We start from the raw sequence: 16,744 nt of genomic DNA, 5'->3' as shown, positions 1-16,744 counted from the left end.
GAGATGAAGAGCGCTGGCGGCATGCCGATGCCCGCCCGCGCCGACAAAATCGCATCGGCTTGAAGACCGGCAGCACCATGCTCGTCGGCTCGTATAGGATATGAAGTGACACCTGCTAACGAACTGATTTTTCTCGCGCTTGGCGGCTCGGGCGAGATTGGCATGAACGTCAATCTCTACGGCAGCCAGGGCAAATGGCTGATGGTCGACTGTGGCCTGAGTTTCGGCGATCCGGAACTGCCCGGCATCGAGCTGACGCTGCCCGACCTCGAATTCATCGAGGATCGCCGCAAGGACCTCGTCGGGATCGTCATCACCCATGGTCATGAGGACCATATCGGTGCGATCCCCTACCTCGCCGCCGACCTCAAGGTGCCGATCTACGCCACGCCGTTCACCGCGGGGCTGATCGCCAGTAAGCTCGAGGAAGAGGGCCTCTCGGGACAGGTCCCGCTCAAGATCGTCGAACGCGGCGAGCGCATTGCGCTCGACCCGTTCGCGGTCACCTACGTCCCGCTCGCCCACTCGATTCCCGAAGGAAACGGCCTGCTGATCGAGACGCCGCACGGCAAGGTCTTCCACACCGGTGACTGGAAGATCGACCGCACCCCGGTGCTCGCCCAGCCCGCCAGCGCCGAGACGATGCAGGCGATCGGGGACCAGGGCATCCTCGCCTTGGTGTCGGATTCGACCAACGCGTTCAGCCTGGAGGAATCGGGTTCGGAGAGCGACGTCATCGAGGGCCTGACCAAGGCCATCGGCGAGGCACCCGGACGCGTGCTCATTACTACCTTCGCGTCGAACGTCGCGCGGCTCGACACCATCGCACGGGTCGCGGAGGCGACCGGACGCCGCCTGGCGCTGGCGGGCCGGTCGATTGAGCGCAACGTCAAGGTTGCCAAGGCGGCGGGCTACCTCAAGGATTTTCCTGAAACGGTGCGTTATGACGAGGCCATGCGCCTGCCCAAGCGCGACCTGTTGATCCTTGCGACCGGCGGCCAGGGCGAGCCGCGCGCGGCGCTCGGCCGGATCGCGTCGGGCCAGCATGAGCTCAAGCTTGGTGAGGGCGACACGGTTATTTTCTCCTCGCGCCAGATCCCCGGCAACGAGGTCGCGGTTGGGCGGATCATGAACCAGCTCAGCGACCTGGGTGTCGTTACCGTGACCGACCGGCAGGTCCACGTCCACGTCTCGGGGCACCCGGGTCGGCCCGAACTGCAGCAGATGTACAGCTGGATTCGGCCGCAAGTTCTGGTTCCGGTGCACGGCGAGGCGCGCCACCTCCGCGCGCAGGCGCGCTTTGGCCTAGAATGCGGCATTCCGCAGGCCTTCTTCCAGAAGGACGGCGACATCGTCCGCCTGGCGCCGGGCGAACCCAAGAAGATCGGTGACGCGCGGATCGGCAAGCTGGTGCTCGACGGCGACGTCATCCTGTCTGCGGGCGGAGCGACCATGAATGAGCGGCGCAAGCTCGCCTATCAGGGGATCGTCGCGGTCAGCATCGCGCTGGGCAAGAATAATGCGCTGCTCGGCAAGCCGGTTGTCCGCGCGGTCGGGCTGCCGGTCGAAGCCGATCGCGACGATTTTCTCAGCGACGCGGTCGACAGCGCGGCTCGCGCAGTCGATCGCGGCGCGGAAGAGGAGCGGGTGCGCGAGAACGTCCGGCTTGCCGTGCGCCGTTGCGCGACCGCCTGGACCGGCAAGAAGCCGGTCGTCGAAGTGCTGGTGGTGCGCCCATGAAGTGGCAGTCGGCGCTGGCGATCTATTTTCTGTTCTTCTGCTTCGCCGGTTTTGCCCTGCTGCCGTTCGGCGTGAAGACCGATGAGGAAGTCGGCGCTGGCAAGGTGCGCGGGCAGGCCGACAGCGCACCCCACAAATTCGATCTCAAGCGGCACCTCGTGCGCAGCGCGATCGTCGGCGCGATCCTGTTCGGTCTGTTCTACGCCAATTACGTCTTCGGCTGGATCAGCACCGACGACCTCGACGTGACGGCGCCGCGCTAGCGCCGGCCGGCGACGATCTGCGAGAGGGCGGCGTAGAGCTTGCCCATGTCGCTGCTCATCAGCGTCACCGCAAGCGGACCGCCGTCGCGTTCGCCGAGCACGCGCCGAAGCATCGTCTCGAAGTCGGCGACGAAGCGGTTGGCGCCAGCCTGGAACTCGCGATCGGCGTCGTAGTGGCTGGCGAGCGAGCGCTGCTCGGAGCTGTTGAGCAGTCGCACGGCGCGGCGGGTGAAGACCCCGCGGTCGCCCTTGAGATATTCCTGCCAGTTACGGTCATCGACATCGGTCGAGAGGATCTTGCCGACGTCGATCGCGGCCGAATGCATCGAATCGATCAGCATTGCGGTGCGGCGGCCGAACGCCTCGCTCTCGGCGGCGCGGACGGCTTCCTGGCTCTGGTCGATATGCTGTTCGAGCGCGGCAGCGGTCTGGCCGATGGTGAGCAATTGGCCGGTCAGGCGCTCGGATGCACTGCGGGCAGCGGCAACGGCACGGGCGGCGACCTGTTCGACCTCGGCGATTTGCGCCGTCACCGTTTCGGCGATCACGCGCTCGATCGCGGCGCGGCTTTCGGTCGACAGGCGTTCAGCGCCATCGGGAATAGCGCGCGCCAGCGCCTCGCGGGCGCGCTCGGCGGCATGGGTTGCAGCCTCGCGAACCTGGACCATGGCCAGGACCAGCGCGGGCGCGGTCTCGGCCTGCAGCTTGCCGGCCTCCTCGCCAGCCTCGGCCATCGCCGTCCGCAGCGCCGTCAGCCGCTCCTCGGCCGATCCGACCCCGTCGTTCATCGTCGATAGGAGAGTGTTGAGGCGGTCCTGGTGATCGCCAAGGCCCTGACCGGTGGCAGCCATCCGCTCGGCGGCTTCGATCGCCGCCTGGTGCATCCATTCAATCTCGGGCCGCGCGCCCTGGACTGAGGAGAGCAGTCGCTCGGCGCCGCCTTCGGCATCGGTCAGCGCGCTGCCGAGGCGGTCGGTCAAGTCGGCGTGGAGGGTCGACACGCTTTCGCGCAACGCGTCGGTGCGCGCGGTCAGGCCCTCGAGCGAACCGTCGCTCGACTTGGACTGGAGCGCCAGCGAATCGAGTTCGTTCCGCACGCGCTGGATGCTTGCCGCGATCGCGCTGGCGCGCAGATCACCCTCGGCGGCAAGATCGACGAAGCGGTGATCAAGGTCGGCGAGGCTGCGCTCGATGGTCGCAACCAGCCCCTGGCTGGCGCGGTCCTGCTCGGCGATGCGCGACGACAGGGCGTCGAGCGATGCGCCCGCAGCCGTTAGCCGTTGACCGACGGCCTCGGCCGCGTCGGCGCCGGCGCGGCCCATGGTCGCGGCGCTATGGTCGAGCAAGGCATGGACCGCGGCCGACTGACCGTCGATGCCGCTGCGAATGTCCGACAGGGCCTGGGTAGCGCGGTCGAGGAGCGCGTCGACCTGGCTGCTCGCGCTGGTGGCGACCGCATCGAGGCGGCTCCCGGCGGTGGCGCCGGCAGCCTCGATCGCGCCAAGCTGGGTGGTCAGCCGCTCGGCCGCACCGGCGACGCTGTGGTCGGCCTCGGCGGCCTTGGCAGTGATGCCCGCAAGGCGCTCCTCGAGCAGGCGGGCCTGTTCGCCCGCATCCTTGCCCGCGCCGCGCAATTGTTCGGCCATGGTTCGCGCCGATTGCTCGGCCTGCGGGAGGTCGCTGAGGAGAACGCCGATGTCGGTGCGCGCGCTTTCCGCGGCGCGATCAAGGGCGGCGCTGTGCCGGGCGAGCGTTTCGGATCCCTGGGTAAGGTCGCGCGTGACCTGCCCGAGTCGGCTGCCGGTCTCGTCGCCGAGGCTCATCAGCCGGTCGGCCATACCGGTGAGCGCGGCCTGCTCCTCGTCGATGCGCTGGCGAAGCACGCCGAGCAGCGTTTCGAGGCTGCCCGCCTCGGTCCGCATCTGCTGGACCGACTGGATGAAGCGTTCCGCTTCACGGCGGCGGGTGCGTCCGAAGATCAACCAGGTGAGGCCGAGTAGGGCCAGCGGCCCGGCGGCGATCGCCAGCCATTGCGCGACCAGCGGCGCACTGAGCGCCTGGCCCGCCAGCGCGCTGCCAGCGCCCAGCGCGACGAAGGCGATCCATCCGACCGCCAGCAGGGTCAGCGTAATACCCAGCACGCGGCGCCCGCCGAGCCCCGTCTCCTGAGGCGATCGCGCCCATTGATCGGGCTCGAATTCGGGCATGGGCTCGTTCGTGAAATCGGGCGGCGACGCGTCCTCGCGAGGAAGCGGATCGATCAGCTCGAGCGGTTCGGCTCGATGCGCGGCGCGTAAAGGATGCCCCATCATGGGGTGAGTTTACCATCTTTGAGCCCGAGCGGAAGCGTGCAAGAGAGCCCGTCCGGGGAGGGAATGACGAATGGCGCTCGGCGCGCTCATCGGGGCCTATCAGGAAGACGATGCGGGCGGGCTCTACGCACTCCAGCCGCTCGCCGGCCGCACGCTGATCGAATATCAGGCGCGCTGCGCCGCGGCGGCGGGCTGCGCGCCGATCGTGGTGGTGGTCGAGACCGTGCCGGTGGCACTCGCGGCGGCGTTCGACCGGTTGCGAGCCGAGGGAATCCAAGTGGTGCCGGTCAGCGACGGGCAGGATGCCGCCGCGCGCTTCGAGCCCCATGCCCGGGTGCTCCAGGTCGCCGACGGGATCGCCCCGGCAATGGCGCTGGTCGAGCGAGTCGCTGCGGCCGACGAGCGAACGGTCGTCACGGTGCCCGACGACGAGGCGCACGCACTATTCGAACGGATCGACAACCAGCATCGCTGGGCCGGGCTGGCGCTGGTCGACGGGCAGACGCTGGCGTCGACCGCGGCGATGCTCGGCAACTGGGACCTGCTCTCGACCCTACTGCGCCGGACGATCCAGGCCGGGGCGCACCAGATCCAGACCAGCGACGGGGTGATGCCTTATCATGCGCAGAGCGGGGGCGGGGCGGCAGCCTTCGATCGCAGCCTGCTGGTCGCCTCGCGCCAATCGCGAACCGACTGGGTGGCGCGCTACGTGCTGCCGATTCCCGAGGAGGTCGCGACCGAGCAGCTGATGCGCTCGCCGGTCCAGCCGGGCTGGCTGATGACCACGGCACTCGTCCTCACGCTGGCGGGTGTTCTCGCTATCGGATTGGGATGGCGCTGGAGTGGGCTTGTCCTGCTGCTATTGACGTTGCCGCTCGATCTCATCGCCGACCGGCTCGCGCAGTTGCGGCTGCAGCCGTTGCCCGCGCGCTCGTGGATCAGGCGCGGGCTGTGGCCGGCCGCCGGGGCGGCATTGCTCGCGCTGGGCTGGACGCTGCTGAGAGAGGGTGGGGGCTGGGGGCCCTTGGCGGCATCGCTGACGGCGTTAGCATTCGGCGAGGCGCTCAAGGTCGAGCGGAGCGGGCACGACTTGCCCTTTGGCCACTGGCTGTTCGACCGTCGCCCGGCCATCGTGCTGGCGCTGCTGCTCGCCGCGGTCGGGGTTTGGGCCGCCATTCCGGTGGTCCTCGCTTTCTACGCCGGCGCCAGTTTTTTCCTCGTCCAACATCTCGTCCACCGGTCGCCTTACGATTGAGGCGCCGTTAACTTCGCCTTGGTAAGACGCTTGGGATGGCAGAGCCAAGATCGCCAGCGGCCCGCAAGGAGGACCGTTCAGCCGAACCCGTGCGCGCGGCACGCGGGGTCGATCGGCTCGGCGCGGCCATGACCGATCTCTCGCTCGATCCGCTCTCTCGACCCTCGGAGCAGGAGCGGGCGCTGATGCTCAGCCTGCTGTCGGGGCTGGTCGGTCAGATCGCCGAGGAGTTGCTGCTGCGCGTGCCCGATGCTGACCAGGCCGAGGTGGACGCCGAGGAAGTGGTTGCGGACCTTCGCGCTGCCGGCCTGCTCGGGCAACGCGATCTCGTCGGCCTGTTGGTGCGCCGTGCCGACGTGCTCGCCTTCCGCAGCACAGCACGCCAGCGACCGGGCGGAGGCCTGCTCGAGACCTGGGGCGCCGATTCGAACCACACGGTGGTCAGCGCGACGATGGCAGTGGTAATCGCCCGTGCGTCCGCTCGCGACCGGTTCGGTCGGCCCGGGCTGACTCTCGCCGACTGCGATGCCGAGACCGCGGTGACGTTGACCTACGCCGTGGCAGCGGCGCTGCGCGGGCCCGCCGATGCGCTGGTGGCAGCGGCGGTCGACATGCTGGCGCGGCACGACGAGGGCGAGCGGCTCGACGCGCGCGAGGCGCGGTTGATGCTTGCGCTCGAGCAGGCCGGCAAGCTCGACGCAGGCCTGCTCATGGCGCTGGCGCTGGAGGGCGAGGCCGTACTGCTGGCCGAAGGGCTCGCGCGGCTCGCGCGGATCCCCGCGGCCGAAGCTTGGCAGATGCTCACCGGGCGGAACGAGCGCGCGGTCGGCCGGCTGCTGCGGCTCGCCGAGCTCGACCGGACGGCGGCCGCCGGGTTGATCGCCGCGCTGGGCGAAGCGCGCAGCCTGGGCGATCCGGGCGAGGCGATGGTCGGCTTCGACGCCATGACGTCATTAGAGATCAGCACTCAACGCGCGGCAATGCGTCTGCCGCCCGCCTTCCTTGCGGCACGCGCCGCCTTCGAGCGACATGGCCAGCGCCGCGTTTGAGCCTGTCCGCGGGCAGCTCGACCAGAGCGGTCGGCTGACGGCGGCCGACCCGCGCCTGATCCGCTTGCAGGAGGAGGCCGGCGGTGGCCTTGGCGCTGCGCTCGCGGTGCCCCAGCTCGCCGCTATTGCCCGGCTCTGCAGCCAGCTGGGTGTGAGCCTTTCGCGCCAGGCGCTGGCGGCGACCGGCGAGGCCGACCTCGACCTGTGGGTGCGGGCCGATCCGTCGCCTAATGGGGTGGCGTTGAGCATCGAAAGCTGGATCGAGCGACCGCCCCGGCCACGCCGCTTCCGGGTCATCGAAGGGACCGGGGCCGACGAGAGCGAGCGCGACGCCGACCTGCTGATCGACGGCGATCTCAAGATCCAGACGGTCGGCAAGGCGCTGGCGGCGCTGCTCGGCGAGACGGCGCGTGGTGCGCCTGGCCAGCCGCTGACCCGCCTGTTCGAACTGCTGCCGTCCGCCGAAGGCGACCTGCCGATGCTTTCCGCGGTCGCCGCCCGTCGCGCGTTCGAGCGGCAGGGGGTGCGGGTTCGCGCCAGTGGACGCGAGCTAAGCTTGAGCGGCTCGCCGCGGCTGACCGCGAGCGAGGACTTCCTTGGCTTCAGCCTGCATGTCGAACAGCCGGAGGTGCGCGCCGAACGGCCGCCCGCCGATTTCGATCAGGGTTTCGACAACCTTCTCCGCCAGCCGCTTGACGTCATCATGGGCGAGGCGGCCCGGATCGCCGAGAAGGGCGAGGGGCCGCTGCGGAGCGATTATGCGGGTTATGCCGCCGACATCGCCTCGGCCGCCCGCCACCTGTTGCTCGTGCTCCAGGGGATGAGCGCGGAGCGCCCGGCGCCGGCGCCCGAGCGCATCGATCTGGCCGAGCTCGCGCTAGAAGCCGCCGGGCTGGTCCAGGTCCAGGCGACCGAGGCCGGCATCGTGTTCGACGTCGATGGACCGCCGTCGCTGCCGACGCTCGGCGACGCACGGTCGGTCACGCAAATCCTCGTCAACTTGCTGAGCAACGCCGTTCGCCACTCGCCCAAGGGCAAGATCGTCCGCGTGACCTGCGCGGGTGGCAGCGATGTCAGCGTGACGGTCTCCGACGAGGGGACGGGCGTCGCACCCGCCGACCAACAGCGGATCTTCGAGCGGTTCGAGCAGGCCGAGCCGCGCACAGACGGGGCGGGACTCGGGCTTGCGATTTCCCGCCGCTACGCGCGGCAGATGGGAGGCGACATTACTCTCGACAGCAAGCCGGGCGAAGGCGCCAACTTCACCCTGCGCTTGCCGGCCGCCTAGCGGCTCGCAACCGGCGTATAGTCGCGCTGGGTTTCGCCGACGTAGAGTTGGCGCGGACGACCGATCTTCTGCTCGGGATCTGAGATCATCTCGTTCCACTGCGCGACCCAGCCGACGGTGCGGGCGAGCGCAAAGAGCGCGGTGAACATCTCGGTCGGGAAGCCGATCGCGTTCAGGATCACGCCCGAATAGAAATCGACGTTCGGGTAGAGCTTCTTCTCGATGAAATAGCTGTCGTTAAGCGCGATATGCTCGAGTTCCTTGGCGACGTCGAGGACCGGGTCGGAGATGTTGAGTTCCTTCAGCACCTCGTCGGCGGTCGCCTTCATCACCTTCGCGCGCGGGTCGAAATTCTTGTAGACCCGGTGGCCAAAGCCCATCAGGCGGAAGGGATCGTCCTTGTCCTTGGCGCGGGCGATGTATTCGGGGATGCGCTTCACGTCGCCGATCTCGCGCAGCATGTTGAGCGCCGCCTCATTGGCCCCGCCGTGCGCTGGACCCCACAGGCAGGCGATCCCCGCCGCCATGCAGGCGAACGGGTTGGCGCCCGACGAGCCGGCGAGGCGCACGGTCGAGGTCGAGGCGTTCTGCTCGTGGTCGGCATGGAGGATGAAGATCCGGTCCATTGCCTTCTCGATGATCGGATTGACAACATAGTCCTCGGCCGGGACGCCGAAAGTCATCCGCAGGAAGTTGCCGGTGTAGCTCAGCGAATTGTCGGGATAGAGGAACGGCTGCCCGATGCTGTATTTATGTGCCATCGCGGCGATGGTCGGCATCTTCGCGATCAGGCGGTGCGAGGCGATCTCGCGCTGCTTGGGATCGGTGATGTCGGTGCTGTCGTGGTAGAAGGAGGACAGCGCGCCAACCACGCCGCACATGATCGCCATCGGGTGCGCGTCGCGGCGGAAGCCGCGGAAGAAGGTTGCCAGCTGCTCATGGACCATGGTGTGGCGGCTGATCGTGTAGGTGAAGCTGTCGAGCTCGGCCTGAGTTGGCAGTTCGCCGTGAAGCAGGAGGTAAGAGACCTCCATAAAGCTCGACTGCTCGGCGAGCTGATCGATCGGATAGCCGCGGTGAAGCAGGATGCCCGCCTCGCCGTCGATGTAGGTGATCGCGCTGCGGCAGCTGGCGGTCGAGGTGAAGCCGGGATCGTAGGTGAAGGCGCCGGTCGCGCCGTAGAGCTTGCGGATGTCGACCACGTCGGGCCCGACCGTGCCGCTCAGCACCTCCATCGAGAGATCCTTGCCCTCGAGGTTCAGGGTGGCGTTCTTGTCCGACATCAGTCGCGCTCCATCACAGCGGTGGTTGGTTGTATCTGGTCTTGGATCCGGGCCAGGCTTTCGCCCTGCCCCAACAGCACCAGCACGTCAAAGATGCCCGGGCTGGTCGTTCGCCCGGTGAGCGCAGCGCGCAGCGGCTGGGCAACCTTGCCGAGCTTGAGCCCGGCTTCTTCGGCCACCGCTTTCACCGCGGCTTCGGTCGTCTCATGGGTCCACTCGCCGACGTCGGCGAGCGCGGCATGGACCTGCGCGAGCACGCCGCGGGTGTCGTCGGTCAGCAGCTCGGCCGCCTTGTCCTCGATCGCCAACGGGCGCTGGGCGAAGAGGAAGTCGGCGCCGCTGGCGAGTTCGTTCAAATCCTTGGCGCGCACCTTGAGCTCGGGCAGCGCTCGCTCGAGCAAGGCGAGGTCGTCGGCGCTCATCCCTTCGCGGCGGGCGGCGACCAGCACGGCCAGCCGCGCATCGTCGCTGCTACGAAGATAATGGCCGTTCAGATTCTCGAGCTTCTTCAGGTCGAAGCGTGACGGCGACTTGCCGACATGGTCGAGGCCGAACCACTCGATCGCCTGTTCCCGGCTGATGATCTCGTCGTCGCCGTGGCCCCAGCCGAGCCGCAACAGATAATTGTTGAGCGCTTCGGGGAGGATCCCGAGCTCGTCGCGATAGGCGTCGACGCCGAGGGCGCCGTGGCGCTTGCTCAGCTTGGCGCCGTCCGAACCGTGGATGAGAGGGACGTGGGCATAGACCGGCTCGGGCCAGCCCATCGCCTTGATGATCGCCAACTGGCGGAAGGCGTTGTTGAGGTGGTCGTCGCCGCGAATGACGTGGGTGACGCCCATGTCGTGGTCATCGACCACCACCGCGAGCATGTAGGTCGGGGTGCCGTCCGAGCGGAGCAGGACGAAATCGTCGAGCTCGACGTTCTGGACGGTGACCCGGCCCTGGACCTGGTCGTCGATCACCGTTTCGCCCTCCTGCGGCGCGCGGAGCCGGACGACGAAAGGCTTATCGGCTTGGGTCTCGGTAACGTCGCGCCACGGGCTGCGGATGCGGAAGGGGCGGCGTTCGGCCTGGGCCGCCTCGCGCTGCGCCTGGAGTTCCTCCTGGGTCAGGTAGCAGCGATAAGCCTGCCCCTTGGCCAGCATCTCGTGCGCGACCTCGGCGTGGCGTGCCCAGAATTGCGACTGGTAGTATTCGTGCCCGTCCCAATCGAGCTCGAGCCAGCGCATGCCGTCGAGAATGGCGTCGATTGCCGGCTTGGTCGACCGCGCCTTGTCGGTATCTTCGATCCTGAGCAGGAACTTGCCGCCGTGGGCCCGGGCGAACAGCCAGTTGAACAGCGCGGTCCGCGCTCCACCGATGTGCAGAAAGCCGGTCGGGGAGGGGGCGAAGCGGGTGACGACGGAGCTTGCGCTCAAGCGGGCTTTCCTCTTTGATATAGCGGCCGGATCGCCCTTGCGAGTGAGACCTTGCGCGAGCAAGTCGCCACCTTTGGACGATGGGTTCCGGTGCTCCCGCACTGGCGCGTCCCGCCGCTCTTCGCAAGTGCGGAATCATTTCTCGACCGCGAGCGCGAGGCGCTGCCCTTATGGTGGGTCGTCAGCTTCGGAAGCGGGATCGCGCTGTGGCTGATCCTGCCAGGGCTGCGCAGCTGGCTGGCGATGCTGTGGGTGTGCGCCGGCCTGTCCGCCGCCGGCTGGGCGCTGAAGGGCCGGCTGCGGCGATCGGTGTGCGGCGGCGCCGTTGGGCTGGCGCTCGGCCTTGTGGTCGTCTGGTGGCAGGCGGATCGCGCGGCCACCGCCCGGCTCGACCGACCGGTGATCACGACGCTGACCGGCACCGTCGACAGCGCCGAGCCCTTGCCGGCGCGCGACCTCGTGCGCCTTCTGGTGAGGCCTGACGATCCCGCCTTGCCGCCGCTCATCCGGATCAATGTCGCGACCGCCGACGCGCCTGCCGGCCTTGGCAGCGGGGCGCGGCTGACGGTCAAGGCGCGGCTGACCGGGCCGATGGATATGCCATTGCCCGGTGCGCACGACTATGCCCGCGACCTGTGGTTCGCCGGGATCGGTGGGATGGGGAAGGCGCTCGGTCCGGTCGAGCTGCTGACGCCCGCGGAGGCCAGCGGGCTCGACAGCTGGCGTGCTCGGCTCGATCGCCACATCCGCGCCCAGCTCGACGTCAGCAAAGGCGGCATCGCGACCTCGCTGGTTACCGGCGACCAGGGCGCCTTGCCCGAGGCCGATGCTGACGCCATGCGGCGCTCGGGGCTTGCCCACCTCCTGTCGGTGAGCGGGCTGCACATCGCCGCCGCGATTGGCGCGACTTTCCTGCTGACTCTGCGGCTGCTGTCGCTGTCCGAGCGGCTTGCCCTGCGGTTCAACTTGGTGCTGGTCGCGGCGGGCGTGGGTTCGCTCGCGGGGATCGCCTACACGCTGCTGACCGGGATGCAGGTCCCGACCGTGCGAAGCTGCCTTGCTGCGCTGCTGGTGCTCGCCGGGATCGCGCTCGGCCGGGAAGCGCTGAGCCTGCGGATGATCGCCACCGGGGCGCTGGTGATCCTGCTGATCAAGCCCGAGAGCCTGTATGGACCAAGCTTCCAACTGTCCTTCGCGGCCGTGACGACGCTGGTCGCGCTTTTCAGCTGGCCGTGGTTCAAGCGCCTGGTCGAGCCGCGCGAGGATGGGGCGGGGCGGCGGCTGCTTCGGCACGTCATCGAGCTGTTGATGACCGGTCTCGCGATCGAGCTCGCGCTGATGCCCTTCGCGCTGTTCCATTTTCATCGCGAGGGGCTGTACGGCGTCTTCGCCAATCTGATCGCGATCCCGCTGACCACCTTCGTGATCATGCCGCTCGAGGCCGGCGCCCTGCTATTCGACCTCGCGGGATGGGGGTGGCCCTGGTGGCAGGCGACAGGGATGGCGATCGGCCTGCTGCTCAAAGTCGCGCATGCGGCCGCCGCAGCCCCCGGCTCGGTGGCGCTGCGCCCGCAGATGCCCGACTGGGCATTCGCGGCGATGGTCCTGGGCGGCCTGTGGCTGGCACTCTGGCGGACTGGACGTGTCCGCCTGCTCGGGCTGGTTCCGATCGCGATAGGCGCGGTCGCGGCCCTCTTCAGCGCGCGTCCGGACCTCCTCATCACCGGCGACGGTCGACATCTGGCGATCGTCGCCGATGACGGCACTCCCCATCTCTTGCGGGAACGAGCCAAGGATTATGTTCGCAGCCTGTTGGGGGAGACGGCGGCTTTCGACGGCGAATTGCCGGCGCTCGACAACTGGCATGCCGCGCAATGCAGCCTCGACAGCTGCGTCGCCCGGATTTATCGCGCCGGGCAAAGCTGGACCGTGCTAGCGGTCCGCTCGGGCCAGAAGCTCGAATGGGACGAGTTGACCGCCGCTTGCGACGGTGCCGACATCGTCGTCGCCGACCGCCGGCTGCCGCGCAATTGCCAGCCGCGCTGGCTGCGGCTGGATTCGCAGGCACTGCGGCAGACCGGGGGAATGACGATCAAGCTGGGCAGCGAGCCCGTCATCAGCACGGTGACCGGCGAGACCGCCGGCCATCCGTGGAGCGTGCGCCCCTGATCAGTTGAGGCCGACCGAGAGGAAGCTGGGGAGGGGGCCGTTCCAGCCGTCGTCGCCGGCGCCTTCGAGTTCGGACGCCGGTTGAGACCGTGCCGGCTCGGCACGGGGCCGCTCGGGACGTGAACGCTCAGCCCGTGCCGGCTGCTCGGTCGGCTGATCGTCCTTCCGCGACTTGGCGGCGGGCTTGTCCTCACGCGGGGCGCGGTCGGTCTTGCGGGCGACCGGCTCGGCTTTTGGCTTCGCGTCGGCGGCCTTGCCTCGGGCGCGCCGTGGGGCCTTTTCCTCCGTCGCCGTATCGTCACTGACCGGCTCACCGCCGCCTAGCTTGACCCGCGCGATTTTGGTGCCGGTGAGATGCTCGATCCGCGCCAGCGCCTCGGCATCTTCCTTAGTGGCCAGCGTGATCGCGGTCCCCTTGGCGCCCGCGCGGCCGGTCCGTCCGATCCGATGGACATAATCGTCGGGCTGCCACGGCACGTCGAAGTTGATCACATGGCTGACACCGCGGACGTCGAGCCCGCGCGCGGCGACGTCCGACGCCACCAGCACGGTGATCTCGTCATTCTTGAACCGATCGAACTCGGCGATCCGGTCCGACTGCTCCATGTCGCCGTGGATTTGTCCGACGGCGAACCCCGAGCGCTTCAAGCTGGTGTAAAGATCGCGGACCATCGTCTTGCGATTGCTGAAAATAATCGCGTTCTTGACCCGGTCGCTGCGGAGGATGTCGCGCAGCACGTCACGCTTCTTGTCGGTGCGAACCTCGATAACTTGCTGGTCGATGTTGACGTTGGCGGTCGCCGGGCGGGCGACCTCGACCGTCTTCGGCTCCGACAGGAATTTCGACGCAAGCTTCTGGATCGGTGGCGGCATGGTCGCCGAGAAGAGCAAGGTCTGACGCTGCTTGGGCAGGCGCGAGCAGATTTCCTCGATGTCGGGGATGAATCCCATGTCGAGCATTCGGTCGGCCTCGTCGATCACCAAGAGGTCACAGCCGGTCAGAAGGATTTTGCCGCGGCCGAACAGGTCCATCAGCCGGCCGGGGGTAGCGATCAGCACGTCGACGCCCTTCTCGAGCGCCTTGACCTGGTCGCCCATCTGCACGCCGCCGATCAGCAGCGCCATCGAGAGCTTGTGATATTTGCCGTATTTCTCGAAATTCTCGGCGACCTGCGCGGCAAGTTCGCGGGTCGGTTCAAGGATCAGCGAGCGCGGCATCCGGGCCCGGCTGCGGCCGTTGCCAAGGATGTCGATCATCGGCAGCACGAATGCGGCGGTCTTGCCAGTGCCGGTCTGGGCGATGCCGACCAGGTCGCGCCCCATCAGCACGGACGGGATCGCCTTGGACTGGATCGGCGTGGCTTCGGTGTAGCCGCTGTCCTCGACAGCGCGCAGCAGTTCGTCGGAAAGGCCGAGATCGGCAAAATTCATGTAATTATCCGGAATAAGCCCGCGCAGGCGATCGTCGCCGCAGGCGCTCTGCGCCGTGCGTGATAAGTCGTTCAAAGTCAAGAAATGTCAGCGGATGGGGTGGGGGACCATCCGCCGGAAACGTTCGATCGCACACGATCCGCCGATCCGACTGCGCACTTCGTCGCGGCGGGCGCAGATCGCCCCGTCGACCGACTGTAGATAGAGGCCGCCGTAGAAATCGAGCGTCGGACACTGATTTTCGAGCTGGCCCCGGATGCGCTCGCGGCTGCGCATGAGGAAATCGATGCTGCCGTCGTCGGCGAGCGCGGTCGCCAGGATGTTGTCGGCCCTGATGCAGCGCGGCCCCTTGGCCTCCTCCCAGCGGATCGGCACGGGGAAGCGCGGGCGGATCACCGGCACGCGCATCACGATCTCCTCGCTGACCGTCACTCGCGCAATGCTGACGGCTTCAGGCGGAGCGCCGAACAGCGTGAGCAAGGCGGTAAACAGGGGAAAGGCCGAAAGGATCAACCGGGGCACCGATCAGGAAGGCAAGGAGCATGGGCTTCGTTGGCCGCCGTTGAACACCCGATGAACCCGGCCGCCCTTGCCAGATGCAGCCGGCGCTTTTAGAGCGCGACCCGCGTCCTACCGGGGCCTTTTTTCCAGGAGTTTCTTGATCATGGCGACTGCCGCGCCGACTGCGCTGCCGATTCTGTATAATCAGCTTGAGCCGCTCAATAGCCAGGCGCACGGCTCGCTGAAGGTGCGCGGGATCGAGTCTCTGCCCGCGCTCGCCCAGATCCATGCCATCCCGCTGACGGTGGACGAGTTCTCGTCGGCCCAGCGTCATTACCCGATCATCTTCTCGGTCGGCGACGAGCCGGTGCCGCTGGCGCTGATGGCGCTCAACGAGGGGCTCAACACGTTCGTCGACAAGGACGGCAAGCCGCTCGACAGCAGCGTTTACATGCCGGCCTATCTGCGCCGCTACCCGTTCCTGCTCGCGCGCCTAGCGCCCGACAGCGACGAATTATCGCTCTGCTTCGACCCGACCGCCAATGCGATCGGTGATTTCGAGGACGGCCAGGCGCTGTTCGACGGCGACCAGCCGAGCGAGGCGACCCGCGCCATTCTCGAGTTCTGCGAGCAGTTCGAGCAGGCCGGGCAGCGCACCCAGTTCTTCATGACCGAACTCAAGAAGTCGGGCCTGCTAATGGATGGCGAAGTTGCGATCCAGCCCGAGGGCAGCGAGCAGCCGTTCGTTTATCGCGGTTTCCAGATGATCGACGAAGAGAAGTTCCGCGAGACCCGCGGCGACGAGCTTCGCAAGATGAATCAGAACGGCATGTTGCCGCTGCTCTACGCGCACCTGTTCAGCTTGGGCCAAGTCCGCGACCTGTTCAGCCGTCAGGTGCAGCAGGGCACGGGCCCGCTGCCCGCATCGTTCCAGCCGCAGGCGACCGCCGTCCAGTCGTGAGTCTGGCGCGGCGGGCCGTGCCCTAGGGGCTTGGCGGCGACGGCCCGGCTTCCCATCTGGGTGGAGCCGGGCCGCGTGTCCCCCCTTCGTGGCCCGGCCTTCGCAGTCGTCCACCGCGACAGCTGCGTTCTTCCCTGAACTCGGCCATCTTGCCTGCGGGCGAGGTGGCCGTTTTTCTATTCAGCAGCTTCGAGCGACGCCTGGCGGTCGAGCAAGGCTTCGCCAGCGTCGCGCGCCATTTGTTCAAGCAGCCGGGCAACGCGGTCGAAACCCGCTCCGGGCGAGCGCCCGTCCGCCGCCAAGTAACAACCGCGATCAAACTCGAGCTGAAGCGCGTGGACCCCCGTGCGCGGGCGACCGTGGCGCTCGACGACATAGCCTCCGGCGTAGGGGTCGTTGAAGGCGGTCGAGACCCTGGCGCCTTCCGCTGTGCGGCGCACGAGGTCGCCGAGCCAGGCAGCGGCGCTGCGGCCGTGGCGGTCTCCGATCACAAGGCGCGGCAATCCTGCCGCGCGCGCCGGCATCGAATGGACGTCGAGCAACAGCACTTCGCCGTGGCGGCGATGGAGAAGTCTCAGTTGCTCCGCCAGCGCGTCGTGAAAGGGGGTCCAGGCGCTGTTCTTGCGGCGCTGGAGCTCGCTGCGGCTGAGCGGTCGCCGCCACAGTTCGCCGTGACGCGGGGTGCGGGTCGGGACCAGGCCGAGGCCGCCGCGGGCACGGGGACCGGGGTCGTGCCCCGGCTCAGCATCGATCATCCGCGCGTCCATCTCGAGCGGTCCGCGATTGCAGTCGATAAGCCCGCGCGGCGCGCGCGCGATGACCGCCCCGATACCGAGCGCTGCCGCCCGCCAGATTAGCCGGTCGACCAGCGGATCCTCGAGCGCCTCCAGCGCGCGGCGGCCGTGGCGGGAATCCGCCAGCAGGGCCGGGGGATAAGAGGTCCCGGCATGCGGAACTGACAGCAGCACCGGCCAGCGACCGGTCCCGGGCCGGACGATCGGCGACAGCGGCGTTGTTTCCGTCATCGGGCTGCCGTTCCTTGTTGTGTGCCGGCCATGCTATAACGAACTGCTG

13 protein-coding genes are annotated in these 16,744 nt (G+C 68.1%); 7 read left to right on the top strand and 6 right to left on the bottom strand.

Annotation, left to right across the window (positions count from 1 at the left end; translation table 11 throughout):
* Positions 1-105 precede the first annotated feature (105 nt).
* Together GCU42_RS03520 and GCU42_RS03515 are read left to right on the top strand one after the other, a co-directional pair.
* Positions 106-1,740, top strand: coding sequence for a ribonuclease J (locus tag GCU42_RS03520; protein WP_114229004.1), 1,635 nt, complete (start codon positions 106-108; stop codon positions 1,738-1,740).
* A complete protein-coding gene (locus GCU42_RS03515; RefSeq protein ID WP_114229005.1) occupies positions 1,737-2,003 on the top strand; it encodes a DUF1467 family protein in 267 nt (88 codons plus the stop codon). Before GCU42_RS03520 ends, GCU42_RS03515 begins: the two co-directional genes overlap by 4 nt.
* Here the strand turns inward: GCU42_RS03515 and GCU42_RS03510 are convergent.
* On the bottom strand, positions 2,000-4,210 hold the full coding sequence (locus GCU42_RS03510; RefSeq protein ID WP_152569436.1) for a hypothetical protein: 2,211 nt from the start codon (positions 4,208-4,210) through the stop codon (positions 2,000-2,002). The genes GCU42_RS03515 and GCU42_RS03510 overlap by 4 nt on opposite strands.
* A 175-nt stretch (positions 4,211-4,385) precedes the next feature.
* Between GCU42_RS03510 and GCU42_RS03505 the strand changes: the two genes are divergently transcribed.
* The 3 genes from GCU42_RS03505 (at position 4,386) to GCU42_RS03495 (ending at position 7,907) form a co-directional block, all read left to right on the top strand.
* The gene (locus GCU42_RS03505; protein ID WP_114229007.1) at positions 4,386-5,570 is read left to right on the top strand and encodes a hypothetical protein; all 1,185 of its coding nucleotides are present in this window, start codon (positions 4,386-4,388) and stop codon (positions 5,568-5,570) included.
* A gap of 89 nt (positions 5,571-5,659) precedes the next feature.
* Positions 5,660-6,619 (top strand): DUF2336 domain-containing protein, encoded by a 960-nt coding sequence (locus tag GCU42_RS03500; RefSeq protein ID WP_168713094.1) that lies wholly within the window; start codon positions 5,660-5,662, stop codon positions 6,617-6,619.
* A complete protein-coding gene (locus tag GCU42_RS03495; protein ID WP_114229009.1) occupies positions 6,600-7,907 on the top strand; it encodes a sensor histidine kinase in 1,308 nt (435 codons plus the stop codon). The genes GCU42_RS03500 and GCU42_RS03495 overlap by 20 nt, the downstream gene beginning before the upstream one ends.
* On the opposite strand, the gene GCU42_RS03490 is transcribed toward GCU42_RS03495, so the two are convergent.
* Both GCU42_RS03490 and gltX read right to left on the bottom strand, forming a co-directional pair.
* A complete protein-coding gene (locus GCU42_RS03490) occupies positions 7,904-9,190 on the bottom strand; it encodes a citrate synthase (RefSeq protein WP_114229010.1) in 1,287 nt (428 codons plus the stop codon). The genes GCU42_RS03495 and GCU42_RS03490 overlap by 4 nt on opposite strands.
* On the bottom strand, positions 9,190-10,608 hold the full coding sequence (gene gltX / locus GCU42_RS03485; RefSeq protein ID WP_114229011.1) for a glutamate--tRNA ligase: 1,419 nt from the start codon (positions 10,606-10,608) through the stop codon (positions 9,190-9,192). The genes GCU42_RS03490 and gltX overlap by 1 nt, the downstream gene beginning before the upstream one ends.
* Before the next feature lie 51 nt (positions 10,609-10,659).
* On the opposite strand from gltX, the gene GCU42_RS03480 reads away from it, so the two are divergent.
* On the top strand, positions 10,660-12,777 hold the full coding sequence (locus tag GCU42_RS03480; protein ID WP_114229012.1) for a ComEC/Rec2 family competence protein: 2,118 nt from the start codon (positions 10,660-10,662) through the stop codon (positions 12,775-12,777).
* Here the strand turns inward: GCU42_RS03480 and GCU42_RS03475 are convergent, their stop codons facing one another.
* Together GCU42_RS03475 and GCU42_RS03470 are read right to left on the bottom strand one after the other, a co-directional pair.
* Entirely contained in the window at positions 12,778-14,208 is a 1,431-nt protein-coding gene (locus tag GCU42_RS03475) for a DEAD/DEAH box helicase (RefSeq protein WP_114229013.1), read from the bottom strand.
* Between the two features lie 87 nt (positions 14,209-14,295).
* Positions 14,296-14,730 (bottom strand): hypothetical protein, encoded by a 435-nt coding sequence (locus GCU42_RS03470; protein ID WP_152569435.1) that lies wholly within the window; start codon positions 14,728-14,730, stop codon positions 14,296-14,298.
* Between the two features lie 142 nt (positions 14,731-14,872).
* On the opposite strand from GCU42_RS03470, the gene GCU42_RS03465 reads away from it, so the two are divergent.
* Positions 14,873-15,670, top strand: coding sequence for a SapC family protein (locus GCU42_RS03465; RefSeq protein ID WP_114229015.1), 798 nt, complete (start codon positions 14,873-14,875; stop codon positions 15,668-15,670).
* Positions 15,671-15,846: 176 nt separating this feature from the next.
* On the opposite strand, the gene GCU42_RS03460 is transcribed toward GCU42_RS03465, so the two are convergent.
* Positions 15,847-16,695: an N-formylglutamate amidohydrolase gene (locus GCU42_RS03460; RefSeq protein WP_114229016.1), complete on the bottom strand. Its 849-nt coding sequence runs from the start codon at positions 16,693-16,695 to the stop codon at positions 15,847-15,849.
* Positions 16,696-16,744: the final 49 nt, after the last annotated feature.

The organism is Sphingomonas ginsengisoli An et al. 2013 (genome assembly GCF_009363895.1).
GTDB classification, from domain to species: domain Bacteria; phylum Pseudomonadota; class Alphaproteobacteria; order Sphingomonadales; family Sphingomonadaceae; genus Sphingomicrobium; species Sphingomicrobium ginsengisoli.
This window is presented reverse-complemented; position numbering and strand designations above follow the sequence as displayed.

Bases quoted from the DNA above. Each gene is read 5' to 3' on its own strand.
- GCU42_RS03510 (WP_152569436.1), bottom strand. From the start codon at position 4,210: ATGCCCGAATTCGAGCCCGATCAATGGGCGCGATCGCCTCAGGAGACG.
- GCU42_RS03495 (WP_114229009.1), top strand. From the start codon at position 6,600: ATGGCCAGCGCCGCGTTTGAGCCTGTCCGCGGGCAGCTCGACCAGAGC.
- GCU42_RS03475 (WP_114229013.1), bottom strand. From the start codon at position 14,208: ATGAATTTTGCCGATCTCGGCCTTTCCGACGAACTGCTGCGCGCTGTC.
- GCU42_RS03505 (WP_114229007.1), top strand. From the start codon at position 4,386: ATGGCGCTCGGCGCGCTCATCGGGGCCTATCAGGAAGACGATGCGGGC.
- GCU42_RS03465 (WP_114229015.1), top strand. From the start codon at position 14,873: ATGGCGACTGCCGCGCCGACTGCGCTGCCGATTCTGTATAATCAGCTT.
- GCU42_RS03515 (WP_114229005.1), top strand. From the start codon at position 1,737: ATGAAGTGGCAGTCGGCGCTGGCGATCTATTTTCTGTTCTTCTGCTTC.
- GCU42_RS03460 (WP_114229016.1), bottom strand. From the start codon at position 16,695: ATGACGGAAACAACGCCGCTGTCGCCGATCGTCCGGCCCGGGACCGGT.
- GCU42_RS03490 (WP_114229010.1), bottom strand. From the start codon at position 9,190: ATGTCGGACAAGAACGCCACCCTGAACCTCGAGGGCAAGGATCTCTCG.